The following is a 17,893-nucleotide window of genomic DNA, read 5'->3' on the forward strand; positions in this document are numbered from 1 at the left end:
TTTTTTGTTCTTAATTTTTGATTTTTTTTATTTTCTTTTTTTTTTGTATCTGGTCAGTTTTCAGAAAGTTAATTCTTATTATAAATGGAAGAGGGCGAGATTGATTTCGAGATAAAAAATTCTTGTAAACAAAAAGATGTCTCTTAAGAATGAATCCGGACCTTTTCAGATTTCTGAAAAAGAAAATTCTCGTTATTCTCGTTATTCTCGTTATTCTCGTTATTCTCGTTATTCTCGTTATTCGAGGAAGAAGAAGTTTTTTTAAGTTCTGACTTTCTAAAACTATTTTTCAAAATTATCAGAGTGTCCTCGGAAGGAACGGACACTCCTGATGGAATTTCCTAGAACACAATCAATATTCTATATTTATCATACAATCGAATTCTAAAGTAGATTCAGAATCCACGCGTCGAGGGAATACGCTCCCGCTCCCGTGACTGTCAGCGCCAATGCGGCGCCGATCGCAAGAAGGTGAAATTCATAACCTTCTCCTTTTTGCGCTCCGTACCAGTTGATAAAGAATCCGTTTTCCTTGTGAACCATAAGGGCGGCTCCCAACATAATGATCGCGATGCTCAAGGCGGTGAAACGGGTCAGAAGTCCGAAAACGAGCGCGACGGAACCGAGGGATTCGCCGATGATTACGAGAAATGCGACGATTGCTGGAATCCCCGCGCTTCCTGTAAAATACCCCATGGTTCCTTTGAAGCCGTATCCGCCAAACCAGCCTAGGAGTTTTTGCGCTCCGTGCGGAAAGAGCACGAGTCCCAATATGACTCTCAAGAGGAAAGGTCCCAGGTCGGAACTTGTGGAAAAAAGTGTTTCTAACATAATGATTCTCCTTTTTTGCAATTCTTCAATACTTTGAATTTGAAGTATTTGCTTTATTTTCAAATAGTTTAAATATGAAGTATTGAGTCAATCAAAAAATCTCCCCAAACTTCTTTTCGAAATTGGAAAAGTGGAATTTATTTAGGAAAAAGGAGGGGAGCGATGAATGATCGCGTTTCTCATTCTTATAACTTGGAGATTCTTTGCAGTTTTTGCGCCAAGGGATGAGTTTAAAAAGGCTTGCTAAGACTCATAATAAGGAGATTTTTCCCGTCATGTGCGATACATTCTTAGCCACACCTTCTTTTGCCGGCAACGGCGCCATGATCTTCGGAAAAAATTCAGACCGGGAACCCAACGAGGCGCAGGCCCTTCTTCGAGTCCCTTCTCGTTTGAATGAAAAAGAAACGAAATGCACATACATCCGGGTTCCGGGCGTTTCGGAAACGAAAGAGGTCATTCTATCCAAGCCGTTTCAAATGTGGGGAGCGGAGATGGGCGCGAACGCTTCGGGAGTTGTGATCGGAAACGAAGCCGTTTTTACGAAGATTCCTTTTGAAAAAAAGAACCAAGGTCTTACCGGAATGGATCTCCTTCGTCTCGCTTTGGAAAGAAGCAAGAACGCGGAAACCGCAAGAGAAACGATTCTTCAACTTTTAGAAGAGTTCGGTCAAGACGCCTGCGGCGGTTATTCAAATTCTTCCTTTTACTATCATAATAGTTTTTTGATCGCGGATTCTCGGGACGCCTTTGTCCTCGAGACCGCGGGTAAGTTCTGGGCTTGGAAAAAAATCGAGGGATTTTATTCGATTTCGAACGGTCTCACTCTGGAAGAAAACTACGACGCGCTTCATCCGGGCGCGATCGATTTCGCACTGAAGGAAGGCTGGTTGAAAAAGGGAGAATCCTTTTCGTTTCGTAAAGTATTCTCGGATTCTTTTTTTACTTTTTTCAGCAAGTGTAAGGTTCGTCGCGCCAGAACGACTTCCATGGGAGAATCCAAAAAAGGAATTCTCGATCCTAAAAGAGCGATGGAAATTCTAAGACAAGAAGGGGAACCCGGAAACGTTCATTCTTTTTATCCTTCCTCTTCCGATATGGGTTCCGTTTGTCTTCACGCGACCGGACCGATTACGCCTAACGGTACGACGGGTTCTTTTGTCGCGGAGCTTAGGGACGATGTTTTTAAAAATCGTTTTTGGTTTACGGGAGCTGCGATTCCTTCGATTTCCCTTTTTCTTCCCGCGGGTTTTTCGGGATCCAGTTTTTTGGAAAAGAATTTCGAACAACCGGGCGCTGCCTTGGACACTTCTCTTTGGTGGACTCACGAGAAGTTTTACAGAGAGATTCAACGTTTTTATCCGGACGCTAAGAATCTGGTTCAACCCAGGATCGCTTCTTTGGAAGAAGAATGGTTCCAAGAGCTTTCCAAATTGGAGAAGAATCCGGATCCTTCCAAGGAGATCGATCTTCTGAGCGAAAAGGCCGCGAGAGCCGCTCTTCAGGAATACCGTTTTTGGAACGCGAATTTGTTAAACGAATTGAGGAAAAGACGTCCCAAGAAAGCTTTTGCGCCCTTTTACAATCTGCAATGGTCTTCTTGGAATCAGAAGGTCGGAATCAGTGTTTCTTAGAAGCGGATTTCCGAATTCTTAAATTGATTAGTTCCACTCCGAGAGAAAACGCCATCGAGAAGTAGACGTATCCTTTCGGTATGTGAAAGTGAAGTCCGTCCGCGAACAACATCGCTCCGATCATGATCAAAAAGGAAAGCGCGAGAATTTTCATCGTAGGATGTTCGTTGATAAAGTCGCTCACCGCGCCGGAAAAGATCAACATTACGATCATGGAAAGGATCACGGCGACGACCATAACTTCGAAATGTCCCGAAAGTCCGACCGCAGTCACGATGGAATCCACGGAAAAGATGATGTCCAAGAGAATGAGTTGAACGATGACTCCCCAGAAGGAAATTTTTTCTTTCCGGGATCCGGAATTACCTTCTTCGGCTCCTTCTATTTTGCCGTGAATTTCACTCGTGCTCTTTGCGATCAAAAAAAGTCCTCCGCCTAACATGATGAGATCTCTTCCTGAAATCGCAAAGTCGAATACGGTAAAGAGCGAGCTTGTCAGCGAGGCGATCCACGCGACTGCAAAAAGAAGTCCGATTCTAAACCCGAGGGCGAGGGTAAGTCCCAGATTTCTCGCTTTCGCTTGTTGATTTTTTGGAAGTTTTCCGGCTACGATCGAAAGAAAAACGATGTTATCGATTCCGAGTACGATTTCCATGAGGGTTAAGGTTAGTATTGCGATGATCTTATCGGGAGTCAGTAGTTCCATGCAAATGCAGTTAATTTTTCGAAAACAAAGAAATCAATCGATTTACAAGGAAATTTAAGAGGTCATACTGGAAGTATGGAATTTCTTCCTGAAGTTTTTCGAACGAAAGAGGCGAACGGGATTCACCTGAGAGCTAAGACGATTCTTACTTGTCTTCCTCCCCGTTTGAGTCTTTTGGTTTTTTTGAGACATTCCGGTTGTATTTTCAGCCGGGAAGCGGTTCAAGATCTAAGGGAAATTTCGAGGACTTGTCTTTCCTTTCCTCCGATCCTTTTTTTCTTTCCGGGAGAATTGGATGAAGCGAAAGAATTTTTTGACGGGATCTGGGAAGAAGCGTCGTTTGTCGCGGACCCGCAAATTGAATTCTTTCGTAACGTCGGTTTAAAAAACGCGAATCTTGTTCAGCTTGCGGGCCCGGAAGTTTTGATCGGAACCGCAAGGGCCACTCTCAAGGGTCTTTTTTACGGTCTTCCCGGGAAGAATTCTCTTCAGATGCCGGGCGCCTTTCTTGTGGTAAAGGATCGAATCGTCTGGGAACATAAGTACAGACATATCGGAGATCATCCGGATTGGAAAAATCTTCCCGGAGTTACGCTTCTTCCCGGCGCTGAATTCGGTCCGGACGTAATGCCGGCTTAAAAAAGGAAACTTATTCTTCTATTCTCCGTGGGGATCTCCCAAAATCTGGATGAAATAAGCGGTTCCCATTGCACAACTCAATAGAAAATTTTTCGAATCTTCCACTCGCTCCTCCGATCCAACAATCCATTCAAGACGTTGGCTATTCCAAACCTACTCCGATTCAAATGCAGGCGATTCCTCCTTTACTGGAAGGAAAGGATCTTCTGGGTTGCGCTCAGACCGGTACCGGAAAAACGGCGGCTTTTGCGCTTCCCATTCTTCATCGTTTATTTACGAATCAGAGAAAGGCCGCGCCTAAACAAACTCGAGTTTTGGTCCTTACTCCTACGAGAGAGCTCGCGATCCAAGTTCACGATAGTTTTAAAGTCTACGGACAACATTTGAAATTGAAGTCCGCGGTTATTTTCGGAGGAGTCGGTCAGAGTCCTCAGGTAAAAAGTCTTTCTTCAGGCGTGGATGTTCTCGTTGCGACGCCGGGAAGGCTCGTGGACCTGATCGATCAGAGATTTTTAAGTCTGAGCGAACTCGAGGTTTTTGTTTTGGACGAAGCGGATCGAATGCTCGATATGGGTTTTATTCATTCCATAAGAAAGATCATCGCGCTTTTACCGAAAAAACGTCATAATCTTTTTTTCTCAGCCACGATGCCGCCCGATATCGAAAAACTCGCCGGGACGATGCTTGTAAATCCTGTTCGGATCGAAGTGACTCCAGTTTCTTCCACCGTGGAATCGATTCAGCAATCTGTAATGTTTGTCGACTCGGATAAGAAGAAGGAACTTTTAAAACATCTTTTCAAGAATCCGGAATTGAAAAGAGTGATCGTCTTTACTAAGACGAAACACGGTGCGAATCGTGTCTCCGAACTTTTGTCGAAGAGCGGTATTTCCGTCGACGTGATTCACGGTAATAAATCCCAATCCGCGAGGCAAAGAGCTCTGGAAGATTTTAGGGTGGGAAAAATTCGGGCTCTCATCGCGACTGATATCGCCGCGAGGGGAATCGACATCGACGAAATTTCCCACGTGATCAATTACGAAATTCCTAATATTCCAGAGAGTTATGTTCATAGGATCGGAAGGACGGCGAGAGCGGGAACGGAGGGTGTGGCGATTTCGTTATGCGACATGGAAGAAAGGGCTTTTGTGCGGGACATAGAAAGAGTGATCGGTCGGAAAATCCCCGTCAATCAGCAACAGCCGTTCCATTCAGAAAACGTAATGCACTTTACCGGAAGAATTAAGCCGAAGTCAAACTCCGGCGGACGTCCTCCTCAGAAATTCCATTCTTCTCAGAATCGTAAGAGTAAGAATCCGCCTTCTAAACAAAGATCTTTTCGTTGAACGAGGTTGTCGGAGTTCCGACAGGCTCTTCCGTGAAAGTCGCGCGCCCCACCCTGATTGGGTGGAGGAGGCGGGCTCGTGGGAAAACTCGGGAGACTTTTCTGTATCAGAGAAATTGCATGTTGTCAAGGAAGATTCTTCTTGTCGGAACTCCGACAGGCTCTTCCGTGAAAGTCGCGGCCCCACCCTGAATTTGGGCGGAGGAGGCGGGCTCGTGGGAAAACTCGGGAGACTTTTCTCTATCACAGAATTCTCCTTTTCGCAAGTAGAATTCTCCCTTGAGAGGTTCGTCGGAACTCCGACGAACCTCAAATTATCGGACAACAGTGACGGAGCAGGGGGCGTGGTGAACGATTCTATCGGAGACGGAACCTACCAAAAATCTTCCGACCGCTGAAAGTCCTCTGGAGCCGATTACGATCATGTCGTATTTTCCTTTTGCGGCGGTTTCCACGATCGTATCCGCGGGATATCCCTCAAGAACCAAACGATCCCATTTGATCTCAGGGGACTCGTCCAAGGTGGAATGGATTTTTTCAAATCTCTGTTCGCTGATCCATTTGACCCTGTCCTTTCCTTCAGGCGCTTTCTCATAATAACCGGGAAGGGGGCCGAATTCTTCCACAACTTCTAAGATCGTCAAACTTCCTCCGGAGGCCTTGGCGAGCGCAATTCCCATTTCCAACGCCTTTTTGGAACTCTCCGAACCATCCACAGGAACCAGTATTTTTTTAATCAGTCTTTGCATGTTTATATCTCTTTGCCGAAGAGTTTATCTCTCCCGACTTTCTTTTCCAATCAAAAAATGGAGAATTTTATCCGAACAAAGATTGATTTTGATCAAAGGTGGAAGTTCGGTTTTTTAAAAGTTTTGGACAAAGAAAGCCGCAAATCCACTTTTTTTCGACTATGAATCAAAAAACAGACGTGGATCGTATATTAGTAAATTCTTATTTAGAATACAAATCGAACGGCAAATCGGATTCCTTGATTGCGCAGGCGGAATTTTGGGTGAGAAGATTTGCGACTCGCAAATACGTGTTGGACGAAGACGGAAGAGCCGAGGTGATTCTAAAATTTATCCAAAGAATCGAAATCTTTTCAAAAATTTACGAGACCGATGGATACAGAAACTTTCCCGCATTTGCGTTTGCTTTTTGGAAACATCTAGTTTTCAATCAATGGAAAAAAGAGAAAAAACTCTCTCAAAAAGAGGCCACGTTTTTGGATCCGGACCGATTGGAAGGGGCTCCGTGTTTTGAACCGGACTATGAAATTTCTATCGATCCCTTCCGAAATTTTCTTCGGGAGAATTTAGAAAGTCCGGATCGAAGGGGAATTCTAATTTTCAAATTAAAACACAATCTTTATCTTGAAAGAAAGGAAATTCACTTTCTCAAAAGTATTCTTCTCGCGTCCGGAAATTCGATTCCGGAATTCTTAAAAGAAAGAAAAGAAAAACGTTTCCTCTCTCGAAATAGGGAACTCCTACTTTTGGAAAAACTGGAATCTTCGCATCAAATCCTCTTTTCCAAAAGAAAGGACGCAATTTTTGTCTCTTCGCGGCTCAAAGAAAAATTCAAAAGAAAACTCCTAAAGTCCGATTCGATGTACACCTTTTTGGAGATCGGGCTTTGGTTCGGTTGGAGCGAGCACGTCGTCAAAAGGCTCTATCACCAAACAATGAATAGTCTAAGACGTTCGGGTTTTTTTCCGGCGTGGGAAAATACCGAGGAACAGGAAATCCGGTCTGCCTAATTTTTCGGTCGTCCCAAGAGAAAATCGATTCTTTGAGACCGCTTTTTCCGAAGAGCGCTTTTATAGGAAGAATCGACCGCGGCTCGCGTTTCATTTCCCGAGAAGGAGCGAAAAGTTTGTGTCAGAACCCTGTCTTTTTGAAGGTTGCAATCCGTTTGGGATAGGAATTCTTGACCGATTTGTTTTCAGAAAAAAATAGAGTCGTCTGATAAAATGTGGATAAGTTATATCCTTCTTATATTCTGGTTGTTCGAATTTTAAAAAAGAGTAAGAAATGAATCAGTTAGAATCACGCAAACTTCGATGGAAATTGACGATCGGTTTGGAATTGCTCACTACGATTTTGGCGGTTCCTTTGGCGGTATTATTTATTATCTCTGCGGGAGGTTATGACTTCGATCAGGCGATCGCGGTCATAACCGCGGCCACGATTTCAACGCTAACTTCTTATATGGTCCCGACGGTTCGTTTTTTTTATCTGGGAAAAATCCTTCGAAATCTGGAGGATACGAATTGGTTTTCCCTTAATACGCAAGAGAGAGTCGCCGTAAAAACGAAAATTCTCAACTTCCCCGTTTTCAATTCCTCTTTTTATTTGGTTCAGTGGAGTCTGGGAATTCCTTACGCATGGTGGCTCATGCATTTCTTTTTTACACCGACCTTTTTGGAATCGATTCCCTTTGCTTTTCTTCCTCTGATCATCTATCCGATTTTGGGAGTTTCACATTTTTTTCTTACCGAATCCAGCTTTGTCGATATCTTAGAATCGGATCGTCTCAACGAAGTTCAGATCGACGCCGATCGGATTCGAATGGTCGGAGTTCACGCGAGAATTTTCAGCACCATTACGGCGATCGCAATTCTCCCGATCATCATTCTCGGTTATCTTTTGTTCGAGGAAACTTCCGGTTGGATCAAACTCGGAGACGTCACCGTTCCGTTGATTCTTACGCTCGTTTTTATGTTGATCGCGGTGGTCGTGGCTTCTTATCAGCTTTCGCTTACGATCCGGAGAAATTCCGAAAACATGATCCGCATCTTCGGAGAAATGTCCAACGGAAATCTGACTCATATTCTTCCGATGGTATCGAGCGACGAACTGGGCTCGAACAGTCGTGCGCTTAACGAATTTGTTAAGCGACTTCGTATTATCGTAAAAAGCGTATCGAGAGAGGCGGAAAAATTATCCGGAAGTTCCAAAACTCTCGGAGACAACACGAAAGAATTATCCAGAAAAATGCAGGATCAAGCGGCTTCGACGGAGGAGATGAGTTCCGGAGTCGAAGAGATTGCGGCTTCGATTCATTCTACTGCGTCGCGTGCGGACGGCCAGACTCAGATCGCAAAAAAGGCCAAATCTTCTCTCGAGGAATTGGAAGGAAGAATCCGCCAGGTTCACATGGCGCTTCTGGAAACCAAGGTGGACGCGGATCGTATGAGAAGCGAAACCAAAAGCGGCGAGGACGCGCTGCAGGGAACTCAGAAAGCGATGGAAGCGATCGAAGAAAGCACTTCCAAGATGGGCGCGACCGTGAACGTGATCAAAGACATCACGGATCGGATCGGCTTACTCTCGTTAAACGCCGCGATCGAAGCGGCGAGAGCGGGAGAAGCCGGAAAGGGATTTGCGGTCGTCGCCCAAGAAATCGCGAAGCTGGGAGAACAGACTCAAGACAACGCAAAACGAATCACGACCGCCATTTCCGAAGCCTTGAGCGCGACCAAAAGCGGAAGAGACGTGATCGAGTCCACTCAGACGGTCTTTAAAAGGATCGGAGACACGGTGGAAATCACGCTCGACCGCGTTTCGGAGGTCGCAAAACTTTCGGATTCTCAACTCGAGGCGAGCGAACAGGTAAAGTCAGCCTTTGCGGATCTTTCCGTATCCTCCGATGAAATTCGAAATCATACTCAGGAACAAGCGCAGACTTCGACGGAATTCTCCAAAACGATCGTAGCAATTTCGGAGACGACCGAGTTTCTCAATCAAGTTGTTTCCGAAATCGACGAACTTGCGGTCAAACTCAACGAACAGGCCGGAAAACTCAAATCCGAAGTCGAATTCTTTAGAACCTAAACACAAACGACTTCGTTTATCAATTCGAAGAATTTAGAATCAACCTTAGATAAAAACGAATCATCTCTTCGTAGTTGGAGATCGAAATTCTTTCGTCGATTCCGTGAAATCTTTTTACGTCGTCCGGTTTTACTCTCACCGGAAAAAAACGATACGCGTTATCCGCAACCGCTCCGTAATGAAGCGAGTCTGTATAGGCGGAAACGAGAGCGGGAGCGACTATCACGTCCGGTATCGTTTCCTGGATCGAACGCCGGATCGTTTCAAAACCGATCGAATCAACGCTCGAAATAGGAGACGGTTCAAAAATCGTATCCGGAGAAATCAGACGGATTCTTTCGTCGTTCAGGATCTTCTCAGTTCGATCCAAAACTCCCCGGTGAGAATCGCCTTGAAGAATTCTAAAATTCACCGTGGCTTCGGCTTTTGCGGGAAGCACGTTGTCCTTAAAACCTCCGGAAATTTTGGTGATCGCCGACGTTGTGTGAAGTTGCGCCCTCGTCGAATTCTTTTCACTCAGACGCGATTTTAGAATCGGACCGAAGAGCCAGAGATTGCTCATGATCCATCTGGATCCGAACTTCATTTCGGGAGCGAGCCATTGAAACGTGGTTTTCTGAACGTCCCCCAAAGAAAGCGGAAACGGATTTTTCTCCATCTGGGAAAGGCCGGAGCTAAGAATTCCGATCGCGGTTTCTTGGGGAGGCATGGAAGAATGACCTCCTTCCTTGAGATCGACTTCGAGTCCGAGAGAAAGATATCCTTTTCCGGCGATTCCGATCAGGGCTATCGGTTTTTCGATTCCGGGGATCAGACCTTCCGCGATGACTTGACCTTCGTCCAAAACGTACTCGAACCTTATATTCTTTTTTTTGAATATTTCAGTGATCGCCTTGGCTCCTAATTTTCCGTAGATGGTTTCCTCGTCTTGCCCGATCGCGATAAAAATCGAACGTTCCGGAACGTGTCCCCGCTTTATAAGAATTTCAATGGATTCTAATATTGCAAATACGCTGCTCTTATCGTCCCAGGCTCCTCTTCCCCAAACGAAGCCGTCTTGAATTTCGCCCCCGAAGGGTTTGCGCGTCCAAAGCGAAGCCGTGGACGGATCGACGTCGACTACGTCCGTATGGGCGCAAAGAAGAATCGGTTTTAGATTCGGATTCTTGCCCTGCCACTCGTAAAAGAACGAAAAATTGCTGACTTTCGTTTTTTTGAGTTTGGATTCTATCGAAGGATAACTTTTTCGAATGTGTTCGTTTAACAAAAGGAATTCGTTCGAGTTCGCGTCCGTATCCGAGAGCGAAGATACGGTTTTAAAACGTATGCCCGCCGAAAGCCGACTGACGGCGGCTTCGATCGGAAGGTTCTTCTCCGGAACCGGTTCGATCTTGGTTTGATACGATTTTACCGAAAATGTCCGAAAGACCGAAAACAAAAGGACGAGCGAAAGAACGGATAACGTAAGAAGAGAAAACTTTTTCATGGTCAGTGTTTAAACTCCTTCGTTTGTTTTTCCAGCGCTAATTTTCCTAAAAGCATGGAGAGTTGTTCGAAGAGGGGTTTGGATTGTTGTTCTCTGAACTCTTGGACTAGAAAATCCAAATCTTTTTTTAGATACAATTTTCCGCGAGCTACCACCGCATAAAGACTGGAAGTTTTTGTCATATCGTTAGTAGGATCCTCTCTAAAGATCAAAAGATCGGGCGACGCACCTTCTTGAATGGAGAAGGAAGCCTCGTTTTGTATCGCGCGATTAGCGTCCACCGTCGCCATTCTCCAGACGTCGTAGGCTGGAATTCCCGCTTCCCTGAAAATATTCATTTCCTGAAGAAGACTCGCTCCCGGAACGACAAAGGGTTGTTGTGCATCCGAACCCAGATGAAGAGTAGCGCCAGCCTGGAAAAGTTTTCGAAGCAGAGATTTCTTTTTTAAAAGCGCCGCTTGAACGTGGTCCTTTAGAAATGCGCTTTCGATTCCTCGATAAGCGGGAATTCCTATCTCCGGGTTCCAGACGACTTCCCTGTAAAAACGGGGCATGAGCGCGACGGAAGGATCTTTTCTGGCGGCTTCGTAATCGGAAAATAATAAAAGTCTTTCGGAGGCGACTAACGTGGGCGTGTTCGCGATTTTGTTTTTTACGGAAAATTTTACGATGTCGTTTAACAATTCTTCGTTTACTTGGGCCCAATCCGAACCTCGGTTTAGGACGCTGTCTTTTTCCAAAAACTTCGGCCTCGGGATTCCGAAAAAATGCTGAACATCGGGAATATTAGATTCTTCGTAAGTCATTCCGAAGGGGACGTGACCGATTACGGGAAGTCCTTCCTTGTTTGCGGTTTCGACTATCGCGTGTATCATGGACGCGCTGAGATTTTCGTAAGATTTGACGCAATCGGCTCCTCTTTTTTTGAGTTCTCGAACCGCGTTTGCGGCTTCCTCCGGAGAATTTACTATGATCGAATTCTTCCATCTTGGAATTCCGGAGGTAACGAACGCGTCGCAGGAAACGATCTTGGGTCCGAAAAAAATTCCTTCGTCGATTCCTTTTTTTGCGTAAGGAACGGCGGTTCCGTCGATATCGCCGGCGATTCTTACGCTCGTAACTCCGTGCGAAAGATAGAGGAGTGAAAAATACGGGATCAAATCCAAAAGGTTGTGGGGAGGAAGGTGAGCGTGCATATCGACGATTCCCGGAGTGACGGTCATTCCCGAAAATTCACCGGCGATTTCGTGTTTGTCCTTTCGAATTTTAAGAATTTTGTTGTTTCTAAATTCGAGACTGAGCTTTGAAAAATTCCTTCGATCGGGATCGAATACTCGGATCTGATCCAAAATAAAATCCGTCCTAGGATGAATCCCGATCACCGGATACGACAAAGACCTCCAAAGAATCAGAATAAAACCCGCGACGACGCATAACAACGCTATGATGATCTTTTGTTTCATAAGTTTCCTTTTGTTTTTAAAAGTGAGGATTGCTCATTTATTTGATAGGCTTAATTGTGAGGATTCCTCATTTTTTTGTCAAGAATGATTTGATTGAATGAAAAAAGAAAGATTACAATATGGCAGAATGGACGGAGAGTCGTTTTTGCTTACAAGGGCCAACCCGGTCCAAAAGAGAGCCCGCGAGAAACAGGAATCCATTCTAAATTCCGCCAAAGAATTGATTCTAAAAGTCGGCCCGGATCGTTTTACTCTTCAGGAAATCGCGGATTATATCGGTTCGCCGATCGGAACGATCTATCGTTATTATTCGGGAAAACCCGCCATTTTGAGAGCCCTTGCGCAATCTCATCTGGATGCTCTTCGTTTCGATCTTGCAAAGGAGCTCGGTCAGTATCGCGCTAAAAAACCGGACGAGATTCAATTCCAAAGGGTGATCAAAAAAATTCTGGAACTTTTTGAAAACGCTTATTCGAGCGACCCCGTTTTTCAGATCGTCTGGAGCGGTTCGCAGGCGTATCCGACTCTTCGAGAATTGGATCTGGAAGACACAAAGAAGAATGCCGAGATCATAGCCGATTCGATCGAATGTTTTGTTCCTCGGATGAAAAGGCAAAGATTGTCAGATCTTTGTATTCTTGTTTGCGATTCCATCGGAAGCGCGTTGCGGCTAACGTCGATGATGGAGGAGAAGGAAAAAAGAGGCGTTCTCTCGCAGTTACGCGGAATGATTACGAATCACCTCTATTCCGCCTATAAAAGTTTCGGACCGGTAAAATAAAGACTTCTATCTTACTTCAAGTTTCGGAGTTTTCAAAACTACATTTAATCCCCCGATCATCGAACCGAAGATCAGACTTGCGACGATCAAAGGAATGAGATGAGAATAATTTCCCGGGATTACGACTAACGCGATAAACCATGGAAGGTTCATGAGCTCCGTAAAAATCAAAACGCTCCAAAATTTCGAAAATCCGGTTTCTACGAGACTTACAATCATCCCGCAGGAAAACCAAAATAAAATCGATTGTACTAAAACCCAAAGCCCCGTGTTCGGATCCGCCAATCCGACCAAAAGACCCTCCGATATTCCGGCCGCGCCGCCGATTAAAAAGGCGTTTCTCCAACGAAGTTGATTCTGATTCATACGTGCTCCTTACCCGTTCAGGGTTTTTACTTTTTCGAAAACGTAAAATAGAATTCCATTCCGCTCCGTATTTTATTAACACGGAATATGCTTAACTTCTAAAGTAGTCAGCCAAACCTGTCATATTTCTTTCAGGATGCGCCTTTTTTATTCTCGATTTCGATTTTTTTTAAAGCAAGAATGGAGTCGTTTTTCGGCAACGATTCCGTCCGCTTCTTAATCAAACGCGCAAATGTCGGACTTCGATTGATCAATGAACCTCCAAAGAAAGGGAATGAAATCCGTAGTTTGCCGCTGAATTTTATACAATCGCAAAATTCTTTTTTGTTATATTCCAAGTAGAAAATCAAAAGAGAAGCGGATATGCAGAATCAAAACACGGAATCAAGACTGATTCAAACGCAGGAATATTTCACTGAAGTGCGTTGGCAGGAGATCGATCAAAATAAACACGTCAATAATATCGTGTTTTTGGGATATTTCGACGAAGCGAGGTTTCGCGCCATGATTGGATCCGGCGTGGATATGAATCGTCTGCTCAAGGAATTTGGAATCAGTCCGGTTGTGACCAAGATAGAATTGGAATATAAACTCGAACTTACTTATCCGGAGAAGATCCGTATCGATTCCAAAATCAGATTCGACGGAAAAATAAAGGCGTTTCACGATCAATACGCGTATCGTCTTTCGGACGGAAAACTCGTAGCCGTTTGTGTCGCGCATTGGTTTCTTATGGATATTGAAAAGAGAAAACCGGTCGCGCTCGCGCAGATAGGAATCGATTCCGCAAATCCGGAATTATCCTCTCTAAATTAGTAATTTATAATTTACTTTTGTGTTTGCTTATAGACAAAACGAATCTGTCCTGTGAAAATCGTATCCGCGTTTATTACGGATAATTATAAAATTTTCCAGCCCTTGTCTTTGAGTTTGGTCTTAAAATGTGAAAATTCCTCCTTGATCGAAGCAACGGCCTTGAAACCGGCCTCGATTCCGCGATTGATGGAACGAGTGAGTTTATCCGCGCTCGTCGTCACCATCGTGAGTTCCTGATGAGAAGGGGATATGACCTGGATTCTTACGTCCTTAGGCGGGTGTTTTATGATCTGCATCGCTCGATTGTACATCGTGTGGTGCACTTTGGTGATCATGTGATTTAATTTTTTATTGGAAGGATAAGCAAGCCAACCGGAAAATTTGGAGATCGGATCGCTGAATTCGTCGCGGCTGCTATTTAAGACAACCGTAATATCCTTGTATCCCGCCTCGATTACTTTTTCCAAAGGGATCGGATCCGCGATTCCGCCGTCTCCGTAAAATTGTCCGTCCAGTTTCCATTTCCCTCTCGTCGCGATCGGAAGTGAAGTCGCCGCTTTGAGAAGATTCAGCGCGTTAGACGCGGATGCTTTGATGTATTCAGCCTGGAGTTTTGCAAGGTTGGTCACCGCCACGTAAAGAGGAGGCGCTTCCTTCTTGTCGAAATTTTCGGATGGAAGTCTGTATTTTTCGCCAAAGATAAAGTCTATTAGATATTCCTGATCAAGAACCGTTTTTCCTTTGAAAGGATTTAAGAATGAAATAAATTTATTTCCGTTCAGTTCCTTTTTCCAGATATCCAAAATCCGAATCGATTCTTCATAACTCTCTTCGAAACCCGCCGCATAATAAGCCGCGGAACAGGAACCGGAGGAAACGCCCACGATGAGATCGAAATGAGTCGAAGGGATGTATTGATGCAAAGCCGCAAGAACTCCGCCTGCAAAAGAACCCTTCATCCCTCCGCCGGCGACGATAAGAGCCGTGGATTTTTTTCCCGGTTTGGGGAGGAGATGATTGGAACCGGGGAAGGTTTCTTTTCCCGGAGTAAAATAAGAACTCATACGTTCAGCTTTTTAAAGAGTAGAATTCTTTCAATGAGGATATGGTTTATTTTTTTAGAATTTTAGAATTCGGATCGATGTCGCCCTTCGGCTCCAAACTTCGCCGTGAAAGGACGTCTAACGGAGTAATTCGATTCGGACAAAACGCTTCTCCAAAAAGAGAGCGTGTTTCGCAACGCCGATTCTTGAATTCCTATCCGAGATTTAGAATTCTCGAATTCGAGTTGATTCCCTTTCAATCTTGGTTCTAAATTGTAGAATCGATTGAAAACCCGAAAGTCGATTCCAAAAAAAAGACAAACAGTTTAAGTCCGATCTTTAAGTAAGAAAGACGAAAGACAATGAGGTCATATGCGGAAGAATTTGATTCGTTTCCTTTTTCAAAAATATCGTTTTGGGGTCTGTATTCTTCTTTCCGCCCTTTTCTTGGTTGAAAAAGATCTCCTTGCTCAAGCGATAGAAGAACAAACTCCCGTAGAAAAGAGACAGCCGCGTTTCGAACTTCTCATCAAACGGCAAACCTATCGATGGATTCCGTACGACTATACTTCCTTTTCGGAACATTCTCCGTTGGAAAGTTCGATCCGAACTGATTCCGTAAAACAAAACCAAAAGGTAATCGTTCCGCTAACGTTCCGATACGACAATGTTGAACGAAATTTTAGAGTCGAGATTTCCGCGTACGAAATAGAATTAGCGAACGCGAATACCAATGTCACTCAGGCAGGATCGGGAGGGTATCAAGTTCGAAGACAATATTTCAATCCTATGATCCGTTCCGAGGCGGAATTCAATTATTATAAAATTCTAAACTTATCACCGAGCTGGAAATTGTTCGCGGGCGCGGGAATTCGGAATATCAACAAATACAAATACGGCTATTATCTGCGGGAAGGCGGATATCAGGAATATTTTTACACATACGGTCCGCAGCTTGTGTTGAATACGGAATACAAACTCTGGAAAGAAGTCTCCGTTCAATGGGGACTCGATCTGTTTTATACGCAGGGAAATCGATTCTACAAAGAACAGATGTTTCTTCCGGATTCTATTGTCGTCTCCAACGGGAACGCGGGCGTCAAAGGAATCTACAGAGGATACGAGATTGATCTTTCATTGAGTTACCGAATTTTTGATACCGTAAAATTTTTCGCGGGATACAATTATATCTATTCTTATTTTAGTTATTATGGATTCGGACAAACCGATTTCAACTTCGGAAACCCGCAAACCAATCCGTTTCCGACACAAGCGATCGTCGCGCCAACGATTTCACGCCCCGTTCGCTCCGGGAATTACGAGATTCTACAAGGTTTTTATCTGGGAGTTGCGGTAGGTTTTTGAGGATTTGACAAGTTCGTTTTTTACGTTACGAATATAAATCCTCTCCGAGTGAAACATCGAAAAGGTAAGAATTCAGAGCTCCGCTTTTGCGATTTGATCGTTCGGATTTCCACGATGGGACAACCTGTGGGAATTGTTCGCATCGTAGAATTTCCATAAGATGATTAGAATGCGATCCTCCGTTTTAAAGCAATCTTACGTTTACCTTATTGTCGGATTAATACGTCGCTTTGGATTTATAAGTCGGGTAGTATTCAACGGGGATTCTATTATACTTTTCTTATGCGCTTTGTTCCCGGATGCAAATCCGCCGTATTCTTATTCTTCTTTTTTTGGAGTTTTGCACTCTGCCCGACTTTAGAAGGACGCCCGCAAGGAAATTTAGAAGATTTCGACCGATGGCTTCGCCGTTTTCGGAACCCTTCCGAATGGAAGACGCTGAATTTGAGTTATCTTAGATTGGAGAAACTTTCGAAAGGAATTTCTTTTTTTAAAAATTTGGAATGGCTCCAATTATCGGGAAATGAGCTCACAACTCTCCCTGAAGAGATCGGGACTCTTCGAAACTTGCAAGGATTGATATTATCCGAAAATCAATTGATCGCTCTCCCTAAAGAGATCGGTCGATTGAAAAACTTAAAAAAAATCCATCTATATTATAATTATCTAACATATCTTCCTAGGGAGATCGGAAATCTGGAAAACCTGCAGGAGCTTTATTTGAATTACAATTCTCTGAAATCGCTTCCAAAGGAAATCGGAGAACTAAAAAATCTGCAAAAGTTAGAGCTGCCGGGTAACGCGCTCGAGGAGATACCGAAAGAGATCGGACAACTTCAAAATTTGCAGGATCTGAATTTAAGTTCGAATCGCCTCACCGCACTCCCGGACGAAGTGGGTCAAATATTGAACTTGAAGAGCCTTCGGTTGGATCATAATTCGATCTTTCATCTTCCGAAAGAAATCGGAGGGCTTGAAAATTTGGAAACTTTGTCTGCGTATGGAAATTCTCTGGAAGCCGTTCCGGAGGAGATCGGTCAGCTGCGGAATTTAAAAGAACTGGATTTGTCGAATAATGAAATTTCCTATCTTCCCAAAGAGATCGGAACTCTTAAGAATTTGCGAATCTTGCATTTGCGGGACAATCCTCTTACGCGCCTTCCGGAAGAAATCGGACAGTTGCAGGCATTGGAAGAATTGATCTTGAATCCGAATGTATTTCCGGAAGAAGAAAGGCAAAAACTGAAAGAGTTACTCCCTAAATGCAGAATTTATTATATGAATGCCAGGTAGTTTTAGAATCTTTCGGAACGTATTCTAAAAACGGAATATACTGATTTTTGATATTAGAATTTTTGTCGAGTCGATAGAAAAATGGAAGGCTGTAAATAAACTGTGCATAAGTCTTAGGAGGCTTAAGTTCGAATTCAAAAAATTATTTCCGAATCGAGCTAAGAAAAGAAAAAGAAGAACCTTTTCCGGGGATTTTTTCCAATTCGGCGCTCAAAAAAAGTTCTCTGAATTTGGACAATTTTTTTAAAAATAGTTTGACCGGTTGAGTGACGTAATTAATTTGGATCTT

General features: G+C 44.0%; 16 protein-coding genes. 9 read left to right on the forward strand and 7 right to left on the reverse strand.

Translation table 11 applies throughout. The features are described 5' to 3' along the window. Nucleotides 1-384: 384 nt before the first annotated feature. Nucleotides 385-831, reverse strand: a complete 447-nt coding sequence (locus tag CH376_RS18620) for a DoxX family protein (protein ID WP_100786981.1) — start codon at nt 829-831, stop codon at nt 385-387. Between the two features lie 275 nt (nt 832-1,106). On the opposite strand from CH376_RS18620, the gene CH376_RS18625 reads away from it, so the two are divergent. Then, nucleotides 1,107-2,465 carry a peptidase C69 family protein gene (locus tag CH376_RS18625; RefSeq protein WP_165781800.1) on the forward strand — a complete coding sequence of 453 codons (1,359 nt, stop codon included), beginning with the start codon at nt 1,107-1,109 and terminating at the stop codon, nt 2,463-2,465. On the opposite strand, the gene CH376_RS18630 is transcribed toward CH376_RS18625, so the two are convergent. Beyond that, nucleotides 2,452-3,171 carry a TerC family protein gene (locus CH376_RS18630; RefSeq protein WP_100786980.1) on the reverse strand — a complete coding sequence of 240 codons (720 nt, stop codon included), beginning with the start codon at nt 3,169-3,171 and terminating at the stop codon, nt 2,452-2,454. The genes CH376_RS18625 and CH376_RS18630 overlap by 14 nt on opposite strands. A 75-nt stretch (nt 3,172-3,246) precedes the next feature. On the opposite strand from CH376_RS18630, the gene CH376_RS18635 reads away from it, so the two are divergent. Both CH376_RS18635 and CH376_RS18640 read left to right on the forward strand, forming a co-directional pair. Further along, nucleotides 3,247-3,810 (forward strand): SelL-related redox protein, encoded by a 564-nt coding sequence (locus CH376_RS18635; protein ID WP_100786979.1) that lies wholly within the window; start codon nt 3,247-3,249, stop codon nt 3,808-3,810. A 68-nt stretch (nt 3,811-3,878) separates the two neighbouring features. Continuing rightward, nucleotides 3,879-5,156 carry a DEAD/DEAH box helicase gene (locus tag CH376_RS18640; protein WP_100786978.1) on the forward strand — a complete coding sequence of 426 codons (1,278 nt, stop codon included), beginning with the start codon at nt 3,879-3,881 and terminating at the stop codon, nt 5,154-5,156. A gap of 313 nt (nt 5,157-5,469) precedes the next feature. On the opposite strand, the gene CH376_RS18645 is transcribed toward CH376_RS18640, so the two are convergent. Further along, nucleotides 5,470-5,904, reverse strand: a complete 435-nt coding sequence (locus CH376_RS18645; RefSeq protein ID WP_100786977.1) for a universal stress protein — start codon at nt 5,902-5,904, stop codon at nt 5,470-5,472. Nucleotides 5,905-6,065: 161 nt separating this feature from the next. Between CH376_RS18645 and CH376_RS18650 the strand changes: the two genes are divergently transcribed. Then, nucleotides 6,066-6,914 (forward strand): hypothetical protein, encoded by an 849-nt coding sequence (locus CH376_RS18650; RefSeq protein ID WP_100786976.1) that lies wholly within the window; start codon nt 6,066-6,068, stop codon nt 6,912-6,914. Nucleotides 6,915-7,188: 274 nt separating this feature from the next. After that, nucleotides 7,189-8,991: a methyl-accepting chemotaxis protein gene (locus CH376_RS18655; RefSeq protein WP_100786975.1), complete on the forward strand. Its 1,803-nt coding sequence runs from the start codon at nt 7,189-7,191 to the stop codon at nt 8,989-8,991. Between the two features lie 19 nt (nt 8,992-9,010). Here the strand turns inward: CH376_RS18655 and CH376_RS18660 are convergent, their stop codons facing one another. Both CH376_RS18660 and CH376_RS18665 read right to left on the reverse strand, forming a co-directional pair. After that, the gene (locus CH376_RS18660) at nt 9,011-10,477 is read right to left on the reverse strand and encodes a M20 family peptidase (protein ID WP_100786974.1); all 1,467 of its coding nucleotides are present in this window, start codon (nt 10,475-10,477) and stop codon (nt 9,011-9,013) included. Nucleotides 10,478-10,479: 2 nt separating this feature from the next. Further along, a complete protein-coding gene (locus CH376_RS18665) occupies nt 10,480-11,940 on the reverse strand; it encodes an amidohydrolase family protein (protein WP_100786973.1) in 1,461 nt (486 codons plus the stop codon). A 97-nt stretch (nt 11,941-12,037) separates the two neighbouring features. Here CH376_RS18665 and CH376_RS18670 point away from each other — a divergent pair, with 97 nt between their 5' ends. Further along, on the forward strand, nt 12,038-12,721 hold the full coding sequence (locus tag CH376_RS18670) for a TetR/AcrR family transcriptional regulator (RefSeq protein WP_100786972.1): 684 nt from the start codon (nt 12,038-12,040) through the stop codon (nt 12,719-12,721). A gap of 6 nt (nt 12,722-12,727) precedes the next feature. Here the strand turns inward: CH376_RS18670 and CH376_RS18675 are convergent, their stop codons facing one another. After that, on the reverse strand, nt 12,728-13,087 hold the full coding sequence (locus CH376_RS18675; protein WP_100786971.1) for a hypothetical protein: 360 nt from the start codon (nt 13,085-13,087) through the stop codon (nt 12,728-12,730). Nucleotides 13,088-13,450: 363 nt separating this feature from the next. Here CH376_RS18675 and CH376_RS18685 point away from each other — a divergent pair, with 363 nt between their 5' ends. Next, nucleotides 13,451-13,903: an acyl-CoA thioesterase gene (locus tag CH376_RS18685; protein WP_100786970.1), complete on the forward strand. Its 453-nt coding sequence runs from the start codon at nt 13,451-13,453 to the stop codon at nt 13,901-13,903. An 83-nt stretch (nt 13,904-13,986) separates the two neighbouring features. Here CH376_RS18685 and CH376_RS18690 read toward each other — a convergent pair whose 3' ends face one another. After that, a complete protein-coding gene (locus CH376_RS18690; RefSeq protein ID WP_100786969.1) occupies nt 13,987-14,967 on the reverse strand; it encodes a patatin-like phospholipase family protein in 981 nt (326 codons plus the stop codon). A gap of 351 nt (nt 14,968-15,318) precedes the next feature. On the opposite strand from CH376_RS18690, the gene CH376_RS18700 reads away from it, so the two are divergent. Both CH376_RS18700 and CH376_RS18705 read left to right on the forward strand, forming a co-directional pair. After that, a complete protein-coding gene (locus CH376_RS18700; protein ID WP_100786967.1) occupies nt 15,319-16,311 on the forward strand; it encodes an LA_2444/LA_4059 family outer membrane protein in 993 nt (330 codons plus the stop codon). 444 nt (nt 16,312-16,755) lie between these two features. Further along, the gene (locus CH376_RS18705) at nt 16,756-17,604 is read left to right on the forward strand and encodes a leucine-rich repeat domain-containing protein (protein WP_243394796.1); all 849 of its coding nucleotides are present in this window, start codon (nt 16,756-16,758) and stop codon (nt 17,602-17,604) included. Nucleotides 17,605-17,893: the final 289 nt, after the last annotated feature.

The sequence above is a fragment of the Leptospira adleri genome (genome assembly GCF_002811985.1).
Classification (GTDB): Bacteria; Spirochaetota; Leptospiria; order Leptospirales; family Leptospiraceae; genus Leptospira; species Leptospira adleri.